This is a genomic window from Bacillus cereus group sp. RP32, assembly GCF_040459735.1.
GTDB classification, from domain to species: Bacteria; Bacillota; Bacilli; order Bacillales; family Bacillaceae_G; genus Bacillus_A; species Bacillus_A wiedmannii.
The window spans coordinates 4,675,080-4,693,550 of record NZ_JARVHO010000001.1 but is presented as its reverse complement, the minus strand read 5'-3'; the positions used below and the strand labels follow the sequence as shown (position 1 = coordinate 4,693,550).

Below are 18,471 nucleotides of genomic sequence, written 5' to 3'. Positions count from 1 at the left end.
AATGATTAAAATATTAGTCGTGGATGATCATGCTTTTTTACGAGACGCAATTCGGAGCATACTAGAGGATGAATCTGATATGAACGTGGTTGGAGAAGCTAGCTCTGGGGACGGAGTATTGGAAAAAGTAGAAGAATGCAGACCAGATTGTATTTTGATGGATATTAATCTTCCTGGGAAAAATGGTATTGAAGCTACAGAGTTGGTGAAAAAAAATTATCCGAATTGCCGAGTACTTGTGTTTACAATGTATGAGCATGATGAGTATTTAATGGATGCACTCCAAGCTGGTGCTGATGGGTATTTATTGAAAGATTCATCATCGGAGCAGGTAGTAGCAGCAATTCGGATGTTATATCGAGGCGATTCAGTTATTCATCCGCGTATGACTAAAAAATTAATTACATATCATCAGCAAAAAATGAAAGTAGAATCAAATGAAAATGAACTGACGGAACGTGAAAAGGAAATTCTCTTTGAATTAGTAAAAGGACTTAGTAATAAAGAAATTGCTGAAGCTCTGTATATTAGTGATAAAACAGTTAAAATTCACATCAATAAAATTTTTAAAAAACTAAATGTGAAAAGTCGGTCGCAAGCGGTGATTTATGCTGTTCGAAATCAATTGGTTCCGTTGGATTAAATAAGAGATGTTTAAAAGAACTATCGTGTTTCTTTATTCTATATTACAAAGAATAAAGAGCAAGATAGTTCTTTTGTACTATGTAGACATAGAATCATTAGAAAAAAGATACGCCTTTTGACTAATTTTCAGAAAAATCAGAACGTGCAATAATAAATATAGAATTACATTTTAATCCTATTAATAATTCATTTTGTGAAAATCTTTTAGTGAAAATAAATTATGGGGGGCTTCTATAGAAAGGTTAAAGTGAATGATTAGCTATATGGGGATGGTAGTAGTGTTGGAAATTCTTAATGATACAAAATAAAAGTTTAAGATTAATAGAATTTTCAATACTAAATGGGAATTTAAGAATCAATTTGTTTAGAAAAATAATTTTAGTAATGGGGAGATGCAATATGAAACGAGGGAAATTTGGGAAAATTCTTATTGGAACGCTAACAGTTGGAATGTTAATGTCTCAAGGAATTCCATATAACGTATTGGCAGAAGAAGTAAATACATCTACTTTAACTGGAATTGATGATGCAAGTTCTATATTGAAAGGACTTACAAAGGAACAACGTAATGCTTTAAAAACATTAGATACAAAACCTGGTTTTGTTATTTCACCAGGCATTAATACAGCAAGTCCTGATAATGTGAATGTTATTGTAGAATTTAAGCAAGCACCTAGCAAAATTGAGATGTTAAAACAAGCAGCTAAAGGGAAAAAAATAGCTCTTTCAACTGCAGAACAAAAGGTGGAAGCATCGCATAAAGGATTTAAAACTGAGCTTGAACAGCTTCAAAAAAAGAAAGATAAGGGGCCGGATTTTAAAACTGCCAAAATAACAAGAGAATATAAGAATGCTTTTAATGGTGTGGCAATGTCGTTACCTGCGAATATGATCGAAGATTTAGTTCGCACTGGTATTGTTAAGCGTGTATGGGAAGATCGTGAGGTCAAAATTGATTTACCGAAAGAAACAGCTAAGACGGCTGCCGAACCCAAAATGGCAGATAGTGTACCACAAATTGGTGTGGACAAGCTGCATGATGAAAAAATAACAGGAAAAGGAATTAAGGTAGGTGTACTGGACACAGGTATTGATTATAACCACCCTGATTTAAAAGATGCTTATAAAGGGTATCGTGCAAAGCAAGGTGAAGATCCAAGCAAAATAGATTCGAACTCAATAAAAGGATGGGATTTTGTTAATAATGATGCTGATCCAATGGAGACAACGTATAAGGATTGGCAAAATTCTGGAGGATATCCTGAAATTTATGATGGAAGTGCATACTATACATCCCATGGTACTCATGTAGCTGGGACAATTGCTGCAGACAAAAAGAATAGTGTGGATTATGCAGTTACGGGAGTCGCTCCGGATGTAGATTTATATTCATATCGTGTATTAGGTCCATATGGAAGTGGACAAACAAGCGGTATTCTTGCTGCGATTGATAAAGCAGTGAAAGACGATATGGACGTTATCAATTTATCATTAGGTGCGTCTATTAATGATCCTTTATATCCTACTTCTATTGCAGTAAACAATGCGATGTTAGCTGGTGTTGTTACAGTAGTAGCGGCAGGTAATAGTGGTCCAGAAGAAGGTACCCTTGGATCACCTAGTGCAGCAGCACTTCCAATTACAGTTGGAGCAAGTGACGCTGCGATGACTATCCCGACATTTTCCGCCGATGCAGCTGATTTACATGTGGATAAAATGATGCTACTTGGAAAAAGCTTTACTGATAAGATTGAAGATTTGAAAGGTCAATCCTTATCGGTTGTATATGCAGGGCTTGGGAAATCAGGTGATTTTACAGGGAAAGATGTAAAAGGGAAGTTAGCTCTTATCCAACGCGGTGAGATTACATTTGATGAAAAAATTAAAAATGCTAAGGAAGCAGGCGCAAAGGCGGTAATTGTATACAACAATGTAGATGGGGAAATTACAAGTTATCTTGGGGAAAGTACTTCATCTATTCCATCGTTCCGCTTAACAAAAGTAGATGGTGAGAACTTGCAAGCAAAAGCTGTACAAGGAGATGTGTCGTTAGCGTTTGGGGAACTTAGTAATATAAAAACAGAGGGAGATCACTTAGCTGATTTCAGCTCCCGTGGTCCTGCAACGAAAACAGATGATATTAAGCCAGATATTGTAGCACCAGGTGTGTCTATTTTTTCTACTGTTCCTGAATATATCAATGATCTAAAGGATGGAGAAAATTATCCGGTAGCGTATGGACGTATGTCAGGTACATCTATGGCAACTCCTCATACAGCGGGGGTGGCAGCACTCATTTTGCAAGAACATCCAAACTATAGCCCGTTTGAAGTAAAAGAAGCGCTTATGAATACTGCAGTTGACTTAAAAGAAGCACGCTCTGTATTTGAGGTGGGATCGGGCCGAATTGATGCGTATCGTGCAGTTCATGCAGATACAGCTATCGAGGTTATCGATAAAACATCAAACATTGTAAATGATGAAGAAGTAGATATTGAAGAAAAAACAGGTTCTATTGCATTCGGATATAAAAATCAATTGGGAAATGGACCAATTAAAGATAGTCGAAAAGTCTTAATTAAGAACAGCAATAAAACAGACGAGAAAGAGTTTAAATTAGAAGTAGAGTTTTCACCAACAAGTGTAGGTGTGCAAGATGCAGCGAAGAATGGTGTGAAGCTAAACGTACAAGATTCTATTAAAGTGGCTCCTGGTACAGCAGGGGAAATTAGCCCTGAAATTATCATTCCAGAAAACGCTGAATTTGGTAGATATGAGGGATATATTCATATTTCAAATAAAAACAATGAAAAAGAAGTATATCAAGTGCCGTTTGCAGTGAAGTTCACAGAAAAAGGGATTGAATCTGTAGATCTGCTGAGAGATGCAATGGCAACAGATACATCTAACTTCCATCCATTTATGGAAAGGCCGAGTTCACCGCTGACATTTAAATTGAACAGTCCACTTGAAACTATCGATGCAGTGGTGAAGGATCGAAAAACAGGAAAGGCATTAGGAATTGTGGGGACAATTAATGCTAGCAGTCTAACACCAAATATTGAATATATCATGTTCGATGGTATGGGTGGCTATGTATTCCCGTTTACAGGAGATCCAAATCATCCAATTGGAGACAAGCGAGTTACGTTGCCTGATGGAGATTACCAACTGGATTTCATTGGATATGACAAAGAAGGGAAACCTTATACAAAAGGAGATAGCGTAATTATTGATAATATCAAACCTGAAATGAAATTTACCGATGTAAAACCTGGCGTTCATGAGGTAAATGAATCTATGTTCAAAGAAGAAGATGGTCAGCGTGCATTATGGGTACATGGTAACATTTATGATTCTACGATAGATGTATTAAAGGCAAAAGGCCTTCAGTATGACCAAAAAACTAATGAAATTGTATATTACCAAAACTCCGCTTTTCCGTCAGGTTGGTTGAATACAATTCAAGCCAATGGTGATTTTAAATTTGGTGTACTTCCAGAGGAAATCAATGAACCGCTTAATTTAAGGTTATTTGGATATGATCTTGCAACTGCATCAAATATGGCAAATGGATTTAAAGATTATGTCTTTGTTAAAGAGGGAACGGAATACGCTGTCCCAAGCTATGACAAGGATAAAGTTAAACTAGGAGAAAAAATTACATTAACTTTAAATCTTAATAATGTGAAACAACTTATGTCAGGTACATTTGAGATTCCTTATAGTAAACAGTTGTTTAAATTTGTAGATGTTAAACCAAATCCAGCACTTGCAGAATATGCAAAACAACATGGATTAAATATTAAATTAGAAGATCCAGTGATAAATGAAGAAGGAAACTGGGAAAACAAGGTGAAAGTTGGTGCATCTTTAGAAGGAACAGAATTTAAAGGTCTAGATGGAGACACACCATTTGTAGATGTTACATTCGAGATGACGAGTGACGAGTATTTTAATAATTTAACAGCATTTGGAGTAGATAAATTCTCTTATACAAAAACAGGTGCATCAGAAGGCGTTGAGATTCCTGTGTTTAAAGATACATCCTTTTCTATTATTTCGAAACATGCAATGGTTACAGGATATATTGGACCAGAAGCTTTCTTAACTGAAGAGGGGTATTTAGGTAAGGATGACTACACAAAACTAGGAGCAAAAGTGTATGCAGTTGGTAAGGATGGAAAGAAATATACAGGAACGATTGATGATAATGGACAATTTGAAATTCATAATGTTCCAGTAAGTGATACAGAATATAATATTTTCGTAGAAATGCCAGGTCATTTAAATAGTAAATTAACTACAAAAATAGGAAAAATGCAGGATGGAGAATTAGTGGGACAAAACTTTAGAGCAGATATGGATGACAGCCTTGCAGGTGATGTAAACGGCGATAAAATGGTAGATATTCAAGATGCTAGAATAGCAGCTCTTTCATATGAAAAAGGAAAAGTGGCTGTAAAAGATGGAGATGTCAATCAAGATGGTGTTGTAAATGAAACAGATATTCGTTTTATTGAGAAGAATTTCTTGAAAAAGGGTCCAGATGCTAAAGGAAATCAGAAACCGAAAGAAAATGTAGGGCCAGTGACGTTAGATAAAATCTTACGCTCTATTGGTTTAGAACCAAAAAGATAAAGGGACACACTTCTAGGGAAAACTAAGCGACAAAGCAATGAACACATAAGTAAATGGGTATTGCTAACAACGAACCGGTAATGATTCACTGTAACATTACCGGTTCTTCTTAAAATGATAGCTATTTGGAGGCATGAAGTAACTAGTTTAAAGTTAGTTCGCTTTCGTTATGGGATAATAAGATATTTGCTTAATTAGTATTGTTTGTGGGATGGAAATAAGGGTTGGAGTTTGAACTTTAAAAATAGGGGGACTTGTGAAATGAGTATTAAGAAAAAACTTGGTATGGGTGTTGTAACTGCAGGGCTCGGTTTATCTTTAATTGGCGGGGGGACATATGCGTATTTTAGTGATAAGGAAGTATCACAAAACACGTTTGCAGCGGGTACTTTAGATTTGAGTGTTAATCCTGAAGTTGTTATTAATGTCGACAATATTAAACCAGGTGATGAAATGGAACGCGGTTTTCAATTAGTTAACAAAGGAACTTTAGCGATAGGAGACGTGAAACTTCTTACAGATTATAGTGTAATCGATGCTAAAGGAGATAATGGAAGTGCTGATTTTGGTGATCATATCCGTGTCGATTTCTTATGGAATTTGGATAAAAATGAGGTTCCAATTTGGTCTACTACATTATCTGAATTAAAGGTAGCTACGCAAAACGGAAGTATTCCTGATCTTGTACAAAAAGGTGTTGTAGATCGAGAAGGAAATGGACTTGCTCCTGGTGATGATGATACTTTCTATGTAATGTTCACATTTGTAGATAGCAATGAAGAGCAAAATGTATTTCAAGGAGATTCATTAAAATTAAATTGGACTTTCAATTCAATGCAGACAAAAGGTGAAGAGAGATAAAGATAAATGTTATATATAAGAATAAATTGATGAAGAATTGAGAAATAAAATTTTTAATAGTGTAAGGGTTGATTTAGTGAATCAACCTTTTTTGTGTTTTGAGAGAAAATTATGCTTGGATTATTTGAAAAAAAATAAGCTTGAAAGTTACGTTATGTCATCTTTTATACTTAAGGAAACAAGGAGTAGAGGGATGGTGTATATAATTTTGAAAAGTATGTGGGGATGGAAAGAAATTTTATATTTATTTATGTTTGTATTTATTATTGTTCCAGTAACTGTTGAATCTCTTTTTTATGACTATGCTTTAAAAATAATAGGGAACTCATTATATGCTGGAGTATTAATGGGATTTATAATGGCAGTGATATTTACTACTGTAGTTTATCTTTTTTGTATAAAAAGATATAAGCTCTCGTGGAGAGATATTGGAATTCGGAAGCTTTCATGGAAAGATTTCTTATGGACATTTGGAGCGGTTATTTTCTTAATTGTAGTTAGTATTGCTGTATTAATGATAATGGAGAAAATGGGTATTTCTTTTGAAAATAGTAAAACGGAAACGGTCCAAAATGATAAATCAATATATTCATTCTGTATCGCGGTAATTGGAGCAGCAGTTATATCACCAATCTATGAAGAAATTTTATATCGAGGTGTTTTTTATACGTTTTTTCGTGATAGATATGGCATATGGGGCGGGGTGCTTATAAGTTCCATAATATTTACCGTTGTTCATATTCCAACATATAACACATTACCAGTGAATTTTTTAAGTGGAGTAGTATTTGCGTGGTTATATGAGAAAACAAATTCTATTTTATCAGCTATGATTGCCCACGCACTATTCAATTTCATAGCAGTACTTCTCACATTTGTGTCGAATTAAGAAGATATATAGGAGGGATACATATGGAAATAGCAGTAGAACGAGTTTTTACGAAAGAAATTTTAGCAAGAGCAGCAAAGACATTTCATGTAACAGTGGAAGAGAAGCCACTTGGAGATTTTGAAAATTATATTTTTAAGGCGAAAGGTGATAGTGGTGAAGATTACGTATTACGTTTAACCCACTCTTCTCACCGTTTTAAAAAAGAAGTTGAAGCTGAACTAGATTTTTTACGATATGTTGCGGAGAATGGGGCAAAGGTAGCAGGGCCTCTTTATTCAAAGTCTCAAAATCTTGTAGAAGAGATCAGAGCAGAGGATGAAACTTTCTTTTTTGCTTCTTTATTTACATATGCAAAAGGTGAGCAAGTAAAAGGGGAAGGATCGCCTTATTGGGGAGATGATTATTTTGAAGCATGGGGAAAAGCGATTGGACAACTGCATCGCCTAACAATGAGCTATCCTAAAACAGACTATCGTGATACGTGGGAAGAAGACGAAAGTGGGATTGTTAATGAATTAGAAGATGATCAAGTGAAAAAGATTGCAGCGGTATTAATGGATGAAATAAAGGTTCTTCCAATTGAAAGAGAAACGTTCGGCCTTATGCACGGTGATATTCATCCCGGTAATTTTCATTATGATGGTAAAGAGCTAACAATCTTTGATTTTGATGATGCGGCTTATAATTACTTTATACATGATTTAGCGATGGTTCTCTATTACTCTGTTCTATTTACACCATGGACAGCGGAAGAGAAGACAGACTTTGCTCGTAAACAGCTACAAGTGTTACGAAAAGGCTATGAGCATGAGCACAGACTGGCGGATAGTTGGTATGAATCGTTACCGTTGTTTTTACGGCTACGTGATGTTGGTTTATACGGTACACTTCAAAAGAAGTTTAAGGGGAAAGATATGCCAGATAACTTCCGAGAATTATCAGAAGAGCTATATGAAAGAATTATAAAAAGAGAAGCAATTGTGAATATATAATACATTTTTGTGAAAACAAAGTATACAGAATAAATGTATGCTTTGTTTTTTTATACAAAAATATGTTTGTTTTATTAAAATAATATTGTTATAGATTCGGTATACACTTATAATTTTATATATATTCTGAATATTCTTTATAAAGAAGGAGGGGGAATGTTGGAAGCTTTCGTAAATTGGTTAAATAATATTGTTTGGAGTCCAGCACTTGTTTATTTATGTTTAGGAGTAGGTTTATATTTTTCTATTCGAACGAGGTTTTTACAAGTAAGGCATGTAGGCGAAATGGTGAAGCTGACATTTCAAGGTGAAAAATCAGAGGCTGGTGTTTCTTCATTCCAAGCGTTAGCACTTTCGTTATCAGGACGCGTTGGGACAGGGAATATAGCTGGGGTAGCAACAGCGGTTGCATTCGGTGGACCAGGAGCTGTATTTTGGATGTGGGCAGTGGCTTTTTTAGGAGCAGGATCAGCTTATGTAGAATCTACATTAGCGCAAATATATAAGACGAAACATCAAGGGCAGTTTCGTGGTGGACCTGCTTATTACATTGAAAAAGGTTTAGGTGTGAAATGGTATGCATTAGTATTCGTTGCAGCGACAATTCTTGCAACGGGGCTTTTATTGCCAGGTGTGCAAGCAAATAGTATTGCCGTAAGTTTAGAAACAGCTTTTGGAATTAACACTACCGTATCAGGGGCTTTATTAGTTGTTGTATTAGCTATTATCATTTTCGGTGGCGTAAAGCGAATCGTTAACGTTGCACAAGTTGTCGTACCGTTTATGGCAGTTGGTTATATTTTAGTAGCTTGCGTTATTGTTGCTATGAATATTGAAAAATTACCAGAAGCATTTATGCTAATTATAAGAAGTGCTTTTGCATTAGAAGCGGCTTTCGGTGGTATTATCGGTTTAGCAATTTCTTGGGGAGTAAAACGTGGTATTTATTCCAATGAAGCAGGGCAAGGAACTGGACCACATGCAGCAGCAGCAGCTGAAGTATCACATCCAGCTAAACAAGGTTTAGTGCAAGCATTTTCCGTTTACATTGATACATTATTTGTTTGTTCAGCAACAGCATTTATGATGATTATTACAGGCATGTATAACGTATTTGATGCAAGCGGAAAAAACTTTATTGTAAATAAATTAAATGGTGCTCAGCCAGGACCAGGATATACACAGGCAGCGGTAGAATCTGTTTTCCCTGGATTTGGAAACGGTTTCGTTGCAATCTCGTTACTATTCTTTGCATTTACAACAATTATGGCGTATTACTACATTGCAGAAACGAATATCGCGTACTTAAATCGTGATAAAGACCGTCCTTGGCTGTCTATGATACTAAAGTTTGTATTTTTAGGAGCTGTATTCTATGGCTGTATAAAAACAGCAGCAACGGCGTGGGCTTTAGGTGACATCGGTGTAGGAATTATGGCATGGGTAAATATCATTGCGATTTTACTATTACAAAAACCTGCATTAGTTGCATTAAAGGATTATGAAAAGCAGAAAAAAGAAGGAAAAGATCCGGTATTCGATCCAGGGCCATTAGGAATTAAAAATGCTGATTTCTGGGAGCATGAATACGGGAAAGATAAGAAAGAAGAAGTATCTTAATAGAATAGAAATGAAGAAGCAAAGGGAAATCCCTTTGCTTTTTTTATGGAACAAAATGAGGCTGGAAGTTATTTTTTTGCCTATTTTTGAATATAAAAAGAATGTACATGCTTTGTTAGGGGAAGGAGGGGGAGAGTATGTTGATAGAGTTTCGTAATGTAAATAAATATTATGGCAACTTTCAAGTTTTAAAAGATATTAATGTGCAAGTGAAAAAAGGTGAAGTGGTAGTAGTTGTTGGTCCTTCAGGATCAGGAAAAAGCACGTTGCTTAGGTGTATAAATCAGCTAGAGACAATTACAGATGGAGAGTTACTTGTACAAAATACGGAGGTACACAATACAAAAACAGATATGAATGAATTACGCCGGAATATTGGGATGGTCTTTCAACATTTTTATTTATATCCACATAAAACGGTTCTTCAAAATATTACACTAGCACCGATTAAAGTAAATAAGGTTTCAAAAGAGGAAGCTGAGCAAACAGCGATGTTTTATTTAGAGAAAGTAGGAATTCCGGAGAAGGCTAGTGTATACCCGCATCAATTATCCGGAGGACAACAGCAAAGGGTAGCGATTGCTAGGGGGCTCGCAATGCAGCCGGAAATTATGCTATTTGATGAGCCTACGTCTGCTCTTGATCCAGAGATGATCGGGGAAGTACTTGATGTTATGAAGACGCTAGCTAAAGAAGGGATGACGATGGTCGTTGTAACGCATGAAATGGGATTCGCGCGAGAAGTAGCAGATCGGATTTTGTTTATGGATGATGGTCAAATTATTGAAGATACAACACCGGCGCAATTTTTTGCAAGTCCTGAACAAGAAAGAGCTCGTCTATTTTTAAGAAGAGTGTTAGATCATTAAAGGGGGAGTTTTATGCTTAAAATGAAAAAGTTGTTTACGTTAATCGTATTTTCATGTTTATTCGTACTTGTCGTTGCTGGATGCGGAAGTAAAAAAGATGAGACGAAAGAAACGAATACGAAGCAAGGCGGAGCTGTGGAGCAAATTAAGAAGCGTGGGAAATTAGTAGTTGGAGTGAAGAATGATACGAACTTATTCGGATTAAAAAATCCTTCCACTGGGCAGGTAGAAGGATTTGATGTTGATGTCGCGAAAGCACTTGCGAAAAAAATTCTCGGAGATGAAAAGAAACTAGAATTAAAAGAAGTAACATCTAAAACGCGTATTCCACTACTGAAAAACGGTGATATTGATGCAATTATCGCGACAATGACAATTACGGAAGAACGTAAAAAAGAAGTAGATTTTTCAGATGTATATTTTAAAGCAGGGCAATCGTTACTTGTGAAAAAAGGAAGCGATATTAAAAGTATTGATGATGTGAAAAAGGGTGTGAAAGTGTTAGCGGTAAAAGGTTCAACGTCTACAAATAATATTCGTCAAAAATCACCAGAATCGACTGTATTAGAATTTGAAAATTACAGTGAGGCATTTACAGCGTTAAAAGCAGGGAAAGGCGATGTATTAACGACAGATAATGCAATTCTTTACGGCATGGCAAAACAAGATTCGAATTATGAAGTTGTAGGGAAAATTTTCACGGATGAGCCGTACGGAATTGCAGTGCAAAAAGGTGCAGCTGATTTAACGAAAGAGATTAATAGCTTGCTAAAAGATATGAAGGCGAACGGGGAGTACGACAAATTGTATGAGAAATGGATTGGGCAAAAACAAGAGAAGTAAAGTGATAGTTTCATTAATGGAGCTTTATTCTCATTGATAAATAGTAAGAGGATGAGGAATGCTCATCCTCTTCTTGTAAAGAAAGAGGGGAGAATATGTGCCTGATTTTTCTATATTGACGAATAACATTGATATGTATTTAGAGGGCTTTAAGTATACAGTTATGTCTAGTGTAATTGCGTTAATAGGCAGCTTTATTTTGGGAGTAATTTTGGCTGTAATGCGCATTGCACCTATTCGTATTTTAAATTGGTTGGGAACGGCTTTTGTAGAGTTTGTAAGAAATATTCCACTCGTATTAATTGCATTTATATTTTATTTCGCTTTACCTGTAATAGGGATTACTTTAAATGGTTTTGTAGCAGGAACAGTTACGCTTACCGTATATACTGCAGCGTTTATTGCGGAAGTCATTCGCGCTGGTATTTTATCAGTTGCAAAAGGTCAAATGGAAGCAGCGCGTTCCTCAGGATTAACGTATGTACAGGGGATGTATTATGTTGTTTTACCCCAGGCGATGAAAATCGTAATCCCTCCTCTAGGAAATCAATTTCTCAATTTAGTAAAAAACTCTTCCATACTCGGAATTATCGCTGGTACCGATTTGATGTATCAAGGAGATTTAATTTCAACGAAGACATTTGTTACGTTCGACGTTTATATATTTGTCGGGATGTTTTATTTAATATTAACAATTCCGCTCAGTATGCTAGTGCGTTATTTAGAAAAACGCTTAGCAAAGGAGGCGGTGTAAATGGATTTTAAGGGAGCAATTACAGGAGATCATATTCTGTTTTTATTAAAAGGATTACTTATAACGTTAGAGGTAGCGTTCGTAGCAATTGTACTCAGCTTTATTATTGGTAGTATAATAGGGATATTGCGCTACATAAAAATCCCTGTCGTCTCACAAGTATTAGGAATTATCGTTGAAGTGATTCGAAACTTACCACTACTTTTAATTATATTTTTCACATATTTTGCGCTTCCAGAAGTAGGCTTGAAATTAGAGATTATAACAGCTGTAATTGTTGCTTTAACAATATTTGAAGCAGCAATGATATCTGAAATTGTTCGAAGTGGTCTATTATCGATTGAAAAAGGACAGATTGAGGCCGCAAGATCTTCAGGATTAACGTATGTTCAAGCACTGTGGCATATCATTTTACCACAAGCATTAAGAAGAATGGTCCCGCCGCTTGTCAGTCAGTTTATTTCATTGCTGAAAGATACATCATTAGCAGTTGGTATATCACTGCCAGAGCTTATGCATAATGCTCAAATTATTAGCGGGCAGAATGTAAATTATATGATTCCAACGTTTATAGTAGTAGCTTGTATGTACTTTATCGTAAATTATAGTTTATCAATTTTATCGAGAAGATTAGAACTTCGTTAACCTTTACAATATATGTAAAGGTTTTCCCTTGTTTCTCCTTATTTTCCTCTAATTAGAATCTAAATCTCACAATAATTCGGTTTTTTATATTATTTTATCAGAAAAGTTTTAATTTTATATAGAAATTGTAATCGCTTTCGTGTATATTTTTATTATCAGAAAATTTTAACAAGATATAGGGGTATCGGTAGGGGGAGGATTTAGATGCAGCAACCAACGAATGAGAAATTACATCGTACGATGAAGAGTAGACATTTATTTATGATCGCACTAGGTGGTGTAATCGGGACTGGTTTTTTCTTAGGTTCAGGTTACACCATTAATCAGGCTGGACCAGGGGGAGCCATCCTTTCCTATTTAGTGGGCGGATTTATTATGTATTTAACAATGCTTTGTCTCGGAGAGTTAACGGTAGCAATGCCGGTTTCAGGTTCTTTCCAAAAGTATGCGACGAAGTTTATTGGGCCAGGAACGGGCTTTATGATTGGCTGGCTATATTGGCTTGGCTGGGCAGTGACAGTAGGACTAGAATTAACGTCAATCGGTTTAATGATGAAAAGATGGTTTCCGAATGTTGATGTTTGGGTATGGTGTCTCGTATTCGGCGTTATTCTATATGCGTCAAACGCAATTTCGGCGAAAAGTTATGCTGAATTAGAATTTTGGTTCTCTAGTATTAAAGTAGTGACAATTCTTGCGTTTGTTGTTCTTGGTGGTGGTGCATTATTAGGGTTTATATCATATGACGGAAAAGAAGCAGCACCTCTTTTCTCTAACTTTGTAAGCGATGGTGGATTATTCCCGAATGGACTAGCTGCCGTATTACTTACAATGATTACGGTTAACTTCTCATTCCAAGGAACAGAGTTAATCGGGATTGCAGCGGGAGAAAGTGAAAATCCAGAAAAAACAATTCCACGTGCAATTCGTAATACAGTATGGCGCATTATGTTATTCTTCATTTTAACAATGACGATTTTAGTAGGATTAATTTCTTGGAAAGAAGCAGGGGTAATTGAAAGTCCATTCGTAGTCGTATTTGATAAAATCGGTATTCCATACGCAGCTGATATTATGAACTTCGTTATTATTACAGCGTTACTATCTGTAGCGAATTCAGGATTATATGCGGCAACTCGTATATTATGGTCACTTGCAAATGAAGGAATGGCACCAACATCTTTCAAGAAAGTAAATAAACGAGGTATTCCAATTACAGCACTGGTTGTAACGATTGCAGTAGCTGGCCTTTCTTTATTCACAAGTTTCCTTGCAGAAGATACAGTGTACATGTACTTATTATCTATAGCTGGTTTATCAGCTGTTTCAAGTTGGATCATTATTGCTCTATCTCAACTTCGCTTTAGAAGTCAGTATATAAAAGGCGGAGGAAAGTTAGAGGACTTAAAGTATAGAACGCCGTTATATCCAATTGTTCCTATTTTAGCTTTAATTACAAATAGCATCGTTGTTATTAGTTTAGCGTTTATTCCAGAACAAAGAATGGCGTTATACTGTGGTATTCCATTTATCATTTTCTGCTATATATATTATTATATGAGTAAGAAACGGAAGAAACCGATGAAAGTGGAGATGGAAGCGAAGTATGAAAATAAAAATTAAGCATGATGGTATAGAGGCAGATTTATCGTATGGTCCATTAGCGATTGGAAAAGAAAATGGGTATTCACCGTTACAATTACTCGTTTCTTCTATCGCAGGATGTAGTGCAATTGTCTTTCAAACAATTTTAGAAAAGAAACGTATTACATACGATACGTTTACAATTGAAACGGAAATTGGTAGAAGTGAAGCTTTATCGAAACCAGTTGAAAGTGTTCATTTGCACTATAAAATTAAAGCACAAAACATTACAGAAGAGCAATTGGACAAGGCGCTGCAACTTGCAGTGAAAAATTGCACGATTGTTCAATCGGTAAAAGATAGTATAAAAGTTACGGAAACAATTGAACTAATAAAGTGAAACATAAAAACGTGAGAATACGGCTCTCACGTTTTTATGTTTTAGAGAGAGGAGAAAGTGTAATGGAATGTTTAGGATGTAAATTAGCCAACGAACAAGAAATTATATATAAAATATATGAAGATGACTATGTAACATGTTTTTTAGATCATGAACCTTTTTATCCAGGTCATACTTTAATTGTGCCAAAGCAGCATGTTGTAGAAGTGGACGAATTAGATGATGTTGTAGCAAAATCCGTTATGGATGCTTCTAAGCTTATTGCAAAAGCGATTAAGATAGTATATAAACCTGACGGAGTTACGATTTGCCAAAATGGTGGGATTTTTAATGAGTTATCGCATTATCATATGCATGTCGTACCAAGATATAAAGAGCGTTCGTTTGCTGAGTTTTATATGGTACAACCGGGAGAAAAGCAGAATTATAACTTGGAAGAGACACAGAATTTGTTAAAAGAAGCGATAGAGCAAATACTGCTTACTGAAAAGGCGTAAGAGGGATGATCTTAAAGGAGCAGTCAGGAAAACTCTAATAAACAAAAGCCCAATTTCTCAGTTAAAATAGAGAAATTGGGCTTTTGTTTATTTTATTATTAAATTTTATTTATAAATAGATTTTATAGTGTCACAAAGTATATGGCTCATTCGTTATATAGAGTGAGAGGAGGAATTATATGAAAGTTACAAACAACGATTATGAAAAGATGGAAGAGCTATACGAGTTGTACGAACAAAAAATTTATTACGTAGCTTATTCTATTTTAAATAATATTCAGCAGGTAGAAGATGCAGTTCAAGAGACGTTTATTACTCTTTATAAGAACTTGGAAAAGCTCCATAACTTGGCTACTCAAGAGCTTAAACGTTACATTTTGAGGGTCGCGAAAAACAAGGCAATTGATAGTTACCGGAAAAATAAACGACATGAAACATTTTTAGAAGAATATGAAAGAGAATCAGTAGAGGCAGTAGATGAAAATATTGAAGAGTGGGAAAAACGTAAAATGTCTGAGCTTCAAATTGATGCATTGCTAAAAGAGTTAAATGAATCTAACAGACAGGTGTTTAAGTACAAAGTCTTTTATAACTTAACGTATCAAGAAATTTCAAGTGTTATGGGGATAACGGAGGTCAATGTCCGCAAGCAGTTTGAACGCGCTCGAAAACGAGTCCAAAATATGATAGGAGGTATACAACATGACGAATTCAAAGAACTCCAAAGAAATATATGAACTTGCTGAAAAAATTGCTTTAGATGATTTTGATAAACTTGAAGAACAACATGAATTTTCACATACATATACGCGCAAAAAGAAATTGTTTATGGAGGAAATGAAGCTGAAAGATGGACAACCGCAGAAAAAGCGTAAAAAACATCGTATGTTAATTGCAGTTGCTTGCTTATTGATTGGTATGCCGACAACCGTTTTTGGAGCAGTAAAAGTCTATAATATGATCGTTCAAAAACAAAATTATGAAGTAAATGTTTCAGTAACAAACAAGGACTCGAACAAGGCTGACAAGTGGTATAAATTGAAAGTCGATAAATTACCAGAAAATATGGAAGCAATCGATGACACTGCTATGAAATATTCATTTAAAGATAACTACGCAAAGGGTGGATTTTCATTCGCTCTTCGGAGAGTAGGGGAGAATACAGATTTTCAAACTCTGTACTCGAAAAGTTACGAAGAAAAAGAGATAAATGGTAGGAAAGCAGTAATTGTCCATAAAGAAACAGGAAACAACAATGTAATGTTTGACAGAAAGGTCTTTCTCTTTTTTGAGAAAGAAGGGATTATGTTAGAAAGTTATATTGGATCCGATGTAAATGAAGAACAAATGATGGAGGTGTTAAGGAACATTTCGCTTGAGCCTACGTCAAAAGAAAAGGCATCAGATACAATAGATTATGATGAAAATCGTTTTAGCGAAGGAGATGAACCGAAAAAAACTAAGGTGATTCCTTTGAAAAAAGATAGCAAACGACTATTTCGTATAGGGCAAAAGGTTCCAGTAACTATAATCATGGATAACAGCCAAATTGAATATGTGATAGAAAAAGTTGAAGTCTTTGATTCAATTAAAGATTTTAAACAAGAAAACTTTAATGAACTTGGCTTAGAAATACTAAGCGAGAATAAGGCTTTAAATCAGATGGGAGAACTGCTACCATACAGACGGGATGAATATAAACTTGGAAATGGTAAAGATTCAATCGATAAATTAGTAGAATCAAAATTAGTTAATCCTAAATTTGTTTACTTAACAACAACAGTGAAAAATATTGGTAAAAAGTCGACAAAAGAAATCTATATGCATCCATCCATAAAGTTGCTTAAATCTGAAGGGAATGCATGGAACTACGCTGAAAGAGATGGAATTGAGGAAAAAAATATTATGACAGGCGAAGTTGATTATTTAGAGCCTCACGGAGATGGAAAAAGCTTTTATAATATTGGCAGTATCCGACCAGGACAAACGGTAAATGTTAAGTTAGGTTATTTTGTAGATGAGGATAAATTAGGTTCACTTTTCCTTGAAGCTTTCCGTTACAGTGGTTCTAGTGGAACTGAGAATATGAATGAGAAAAATCGTTGGTGGTTTGATATTCGTCAATCGTAAACATAATAGGAACAACTAGATTAAAAAGCTGCTTATATTTAGCAGCTTTTTTCGTCTTCATACATATGTAAAATTTCTTTCGCGCGCATACGTAAACCGTCTATCAATTCTTTCGGTTCTAAAACTTGTGCATCTTTTCCAAGTCTATAAAACAAAGGGGTAATAAAATTGATTTCTCCTTTATCAATTGTTGAATGTATATATCCTGTCCGGTCTTCGTTTACTACTACGAATTCTTCAAGGTAAGGAACGCTTTTACATTGGCGCACACCTTCTGCTGTTAATGAGACATGTAACTGGGTAGGAGTGTGTACTACGTTAGAGCTAGAGTCGAACCATTTTTCTAAATTCATGAACGTATTTTTATTTTCTTCTGTTGATAATATAGAAAGAATACGATCAACGCGATACAGTAATACTTTTTTTCTGCTGAAGTCATAGGATGGTAGGTACCATAGCCCATCATGAGCGTATACACCGATAGGATGAACATGTTTTATTTTTATCCCCGATTTAGATTCGTATTGAAAGTGTAAATTTTTATTTTCAATAGCCGCAGTTAGTACTTCGTTTAAAAGAGGTGTATCAATTGTTCTCTTCGGATTCCAAAACGCGATATAAGAACGTATTTTATCAACTTTCGCTTTCGCATCATGCTGTAGAGAGCTATACAGTTTATGTGTAACGGAATTGATTTCTGTGTTAAAAGGTAAGTCTCGATAGTAACTTAAAGATTGAAATGCAAAAAAGATGGAGACTGCTTCTTCTTCCGTAAATAAAATAGGGGGAATGACTCTATTTGTTAATACTTTATACCCTCCGTTGCGACCTTGTTCAGCATAAATAGGTAAACCCATATCACTTAAATCTACAATGTATCTATGGACAGTACGCACGGAAATATTAAATTCATCAGCTATTTCTTGAGCTGTAAATGTTTTTTTCGCCGAAGCGAATATAAGAATATCTAATAAGCGTTTAGCTTTTGACAAATGTATCACCTTTTTTCTTTTTAAACATGACATAAATTGTCGTGTTTTATTGTTAGTATATTGTTTACATCATAATGTTATCAAGATGAAACACAAGGAGGAAAAG

At 35.3% G+C, this 18,471-nt stretch carries 15 protein-coding genes and 1 pseudogene; 15 read left to right on the top strand and 1 reads right to left on the bottom strand.

Features of this window, described 5'->3' with window-relative positions:
• Position 1 precedes the first annotated feature (1 nt).
• From QCI46_RS24240 to QCI46_RS24170, 15 genes and pseudogenes are all read left to right on the top strand, one after another.
• On the top strand, positions 2 to 643 hold the full coding sequence (locus tag QCI46_RS24240) for a response regulator (RefSeq protein ID WP_000590680.1): 642 nt from the start codon (positions 2 to 4) through the stop codon (positions 641 to 643).
• 401 nt (positions 644 to 1,044) lie between these two features.
• On the top strand, positions 1,045 to 5,286 hold the full coding sequence (locus tag QCI46_RS24235) for a S8 family serine peptidase (protein ID WP_353841619.1): 4,242 nt from the start codon (positions 1,045 to 1,047) through the stop codon (positions 5,284 to 5,286).
• Positions 5,287 to 5,547: 261 nt separating this feature from the next.
• Positions 5,548 to 6,147, top strand: a complete 600-nt coding sequence (locus QCI46_RS24230) for a TasA family protein (RefSeq protein WP_000023371.1) — start codon at positions 5,548 to 5,550, stop codon at positions 6,145 to 6,147.
• Between the two features lie 202 nt (positions 6,148 to 6,349).
• Complete coding sequence (locus QCI46_RS24225; RefSeq protein WP_353841928.1) at positions 6,350 to 7,036, top strand: CPBP family intramembrane glutamic endopeptidase; 687 nt, start codon at positions 6,350 to 6,352, stop codon at positions 7,034 to 7,036.
• Positions 7,037 to 7,059: 23 nt separating this feature from the next.
• Positions 7,060 to 8,031 (top strand): phosphotransferase enzyme family protein, encoded by a 972-nt coding sequence (locus QCI46_RS24220; RefSeq protein WP_353841618.1) that lies wholly within the window; start codon positions 7,060 to 7,062, stop codon positions 8,029 to 8,031.
• A gap of 159 nt (positions 8,032 to 8,190) precedes the next feature.
• Entirely contained in the window at positions 8,191 to 9,651 is a 1,461-nt protein-coding gene (locus tag QCI46_RS24215) for an alanine/glycine:cation symporter family protein (protein WP_353841927.1), read from the top strand.
• A pseudogene (locus QCI46_RS24210) lies at positions 9,596 to 10,520 on the top strand (amino acid ABC transporter ATP-binding protein). The gene QCI46_RS24215 and the pseudogene QCI46_RS24210 overlap by 56 nt, the downstream one beginning before the upstream one ends.
• A gap of 12 nt (positions 10,521 to 10,532) precedes the next feature.
• Positions 10,533 to 11,363 carry a glutamine ABC transporter substrate-binding protein GlnH gene (glnH, locus tag QCI46_RS24205; protein WP_353841617.1) on the top strand — a complete coding sequence of 277 codons (831 nt, stop codon included), beginning with the start codon at positions 10,533 to 10,535 and terminating at the stop codon, positions 11,361 to 11,363.
• A gap of 97 nt (positions 11,364 to 11,460) precedes the next feature.
• Positions 11,461 to 12,117 carry an amino acid ABC transporter permease gene (locus QCI46_RS24200; protein WP_097815123.1) on the top strand — a complete coding sequence of 219 codons (657 nt, stop codon included), beginning with the start codon at positions 11,461 to 11,463 and terminating at the stop codon, positions 12,115 to 12,117.
• Positions 12,118 to 12,762, top strand: coding sequence for an amino acid ABC transporter permease (locus tag QCI46_RS24195; protein ID WP_353841616.1), 645 nt, complete (start codon positions 12,118 to 12,120; stop codon positions 12,760 to 12,762).
• 204 nt (positions 12,763 to 12,966) lie between these two features.
• Positions 12,967 to 14,385, top strand: a complete 1,419-nt coding sequence (locus QCI46_RS24190) for an amino acid permease (RefSeq protein ID WP_046953813.1) — start codon at positions 12,967 to 12,969, stop codon at positions 14,383 to 14,385.
• Complete coding sequence (locus QCI46_RS24185; RefSeq protein ID WP_048541724.1) at positions 14,369 to 14,746, top strand: OsmC family protein; 378 nt, start codon at positions 14,369 to 14,371, stop codon at positions 14,744 to 14,746. Before QCI46_RS24190 ends, QCI46_RS24185 begins: the two co-directional genes overlap by 17 nt.
• Before the next feature lie 11 nt (positions 14,747 to 14,757).
• Complete coding sequence (locus QCI46_RS24180) at positions 14,758 to 15,243, top strand: HIT family protein (protein WP_353841615.1); 486 nt, start codon at positions 14,758 to 14,760, stop codon at positions 15,241 to 15,243.
• A gap of 179 nt (positions 15,244 to 15,422) precedes the next feature.
• Complete coding sequence (locus QCI46_RS24175; protein WP_353841614.1) at positions 15,423 to 15,980, top strand: RNA polymerase sigma factor; 558 nt, start codon at positions 15,423 to 15,425, stop codon at positions 15,978 to 15,980.
• Entirely contained in the window at positions 15,946 to 17,373 is a 1,428-nt protein-coding gene (locus QCI46_RS24170) for a DUF4367 domain-containing protein (protein ID WP_353841613.1), read from the top strand. The genes QCI46_RS24175 and QCI46_RS24170 overlap by 35 nt, the downstream gene beginning before the upstream one ends.
• Before the next feature lie 38 nt (positions 17,374 to 17,411).
• On the opposite strand, the gene QCI46_RS24165 is transcribed toward QCI46_RS24170, so the two are convergent.
• A complete protein-coding gene (locus QCI46_RS24165) occupies positions 17,412 to 18,398 on the bottom strand; it encodes a helix-turn-helix transcriptional regulator (protein ID WP_353841612.1) in 987 nt (328 codons plus the stop codon).
• Positions 18,399 to 18,471 lie beyond the last annotated feature (73 nt).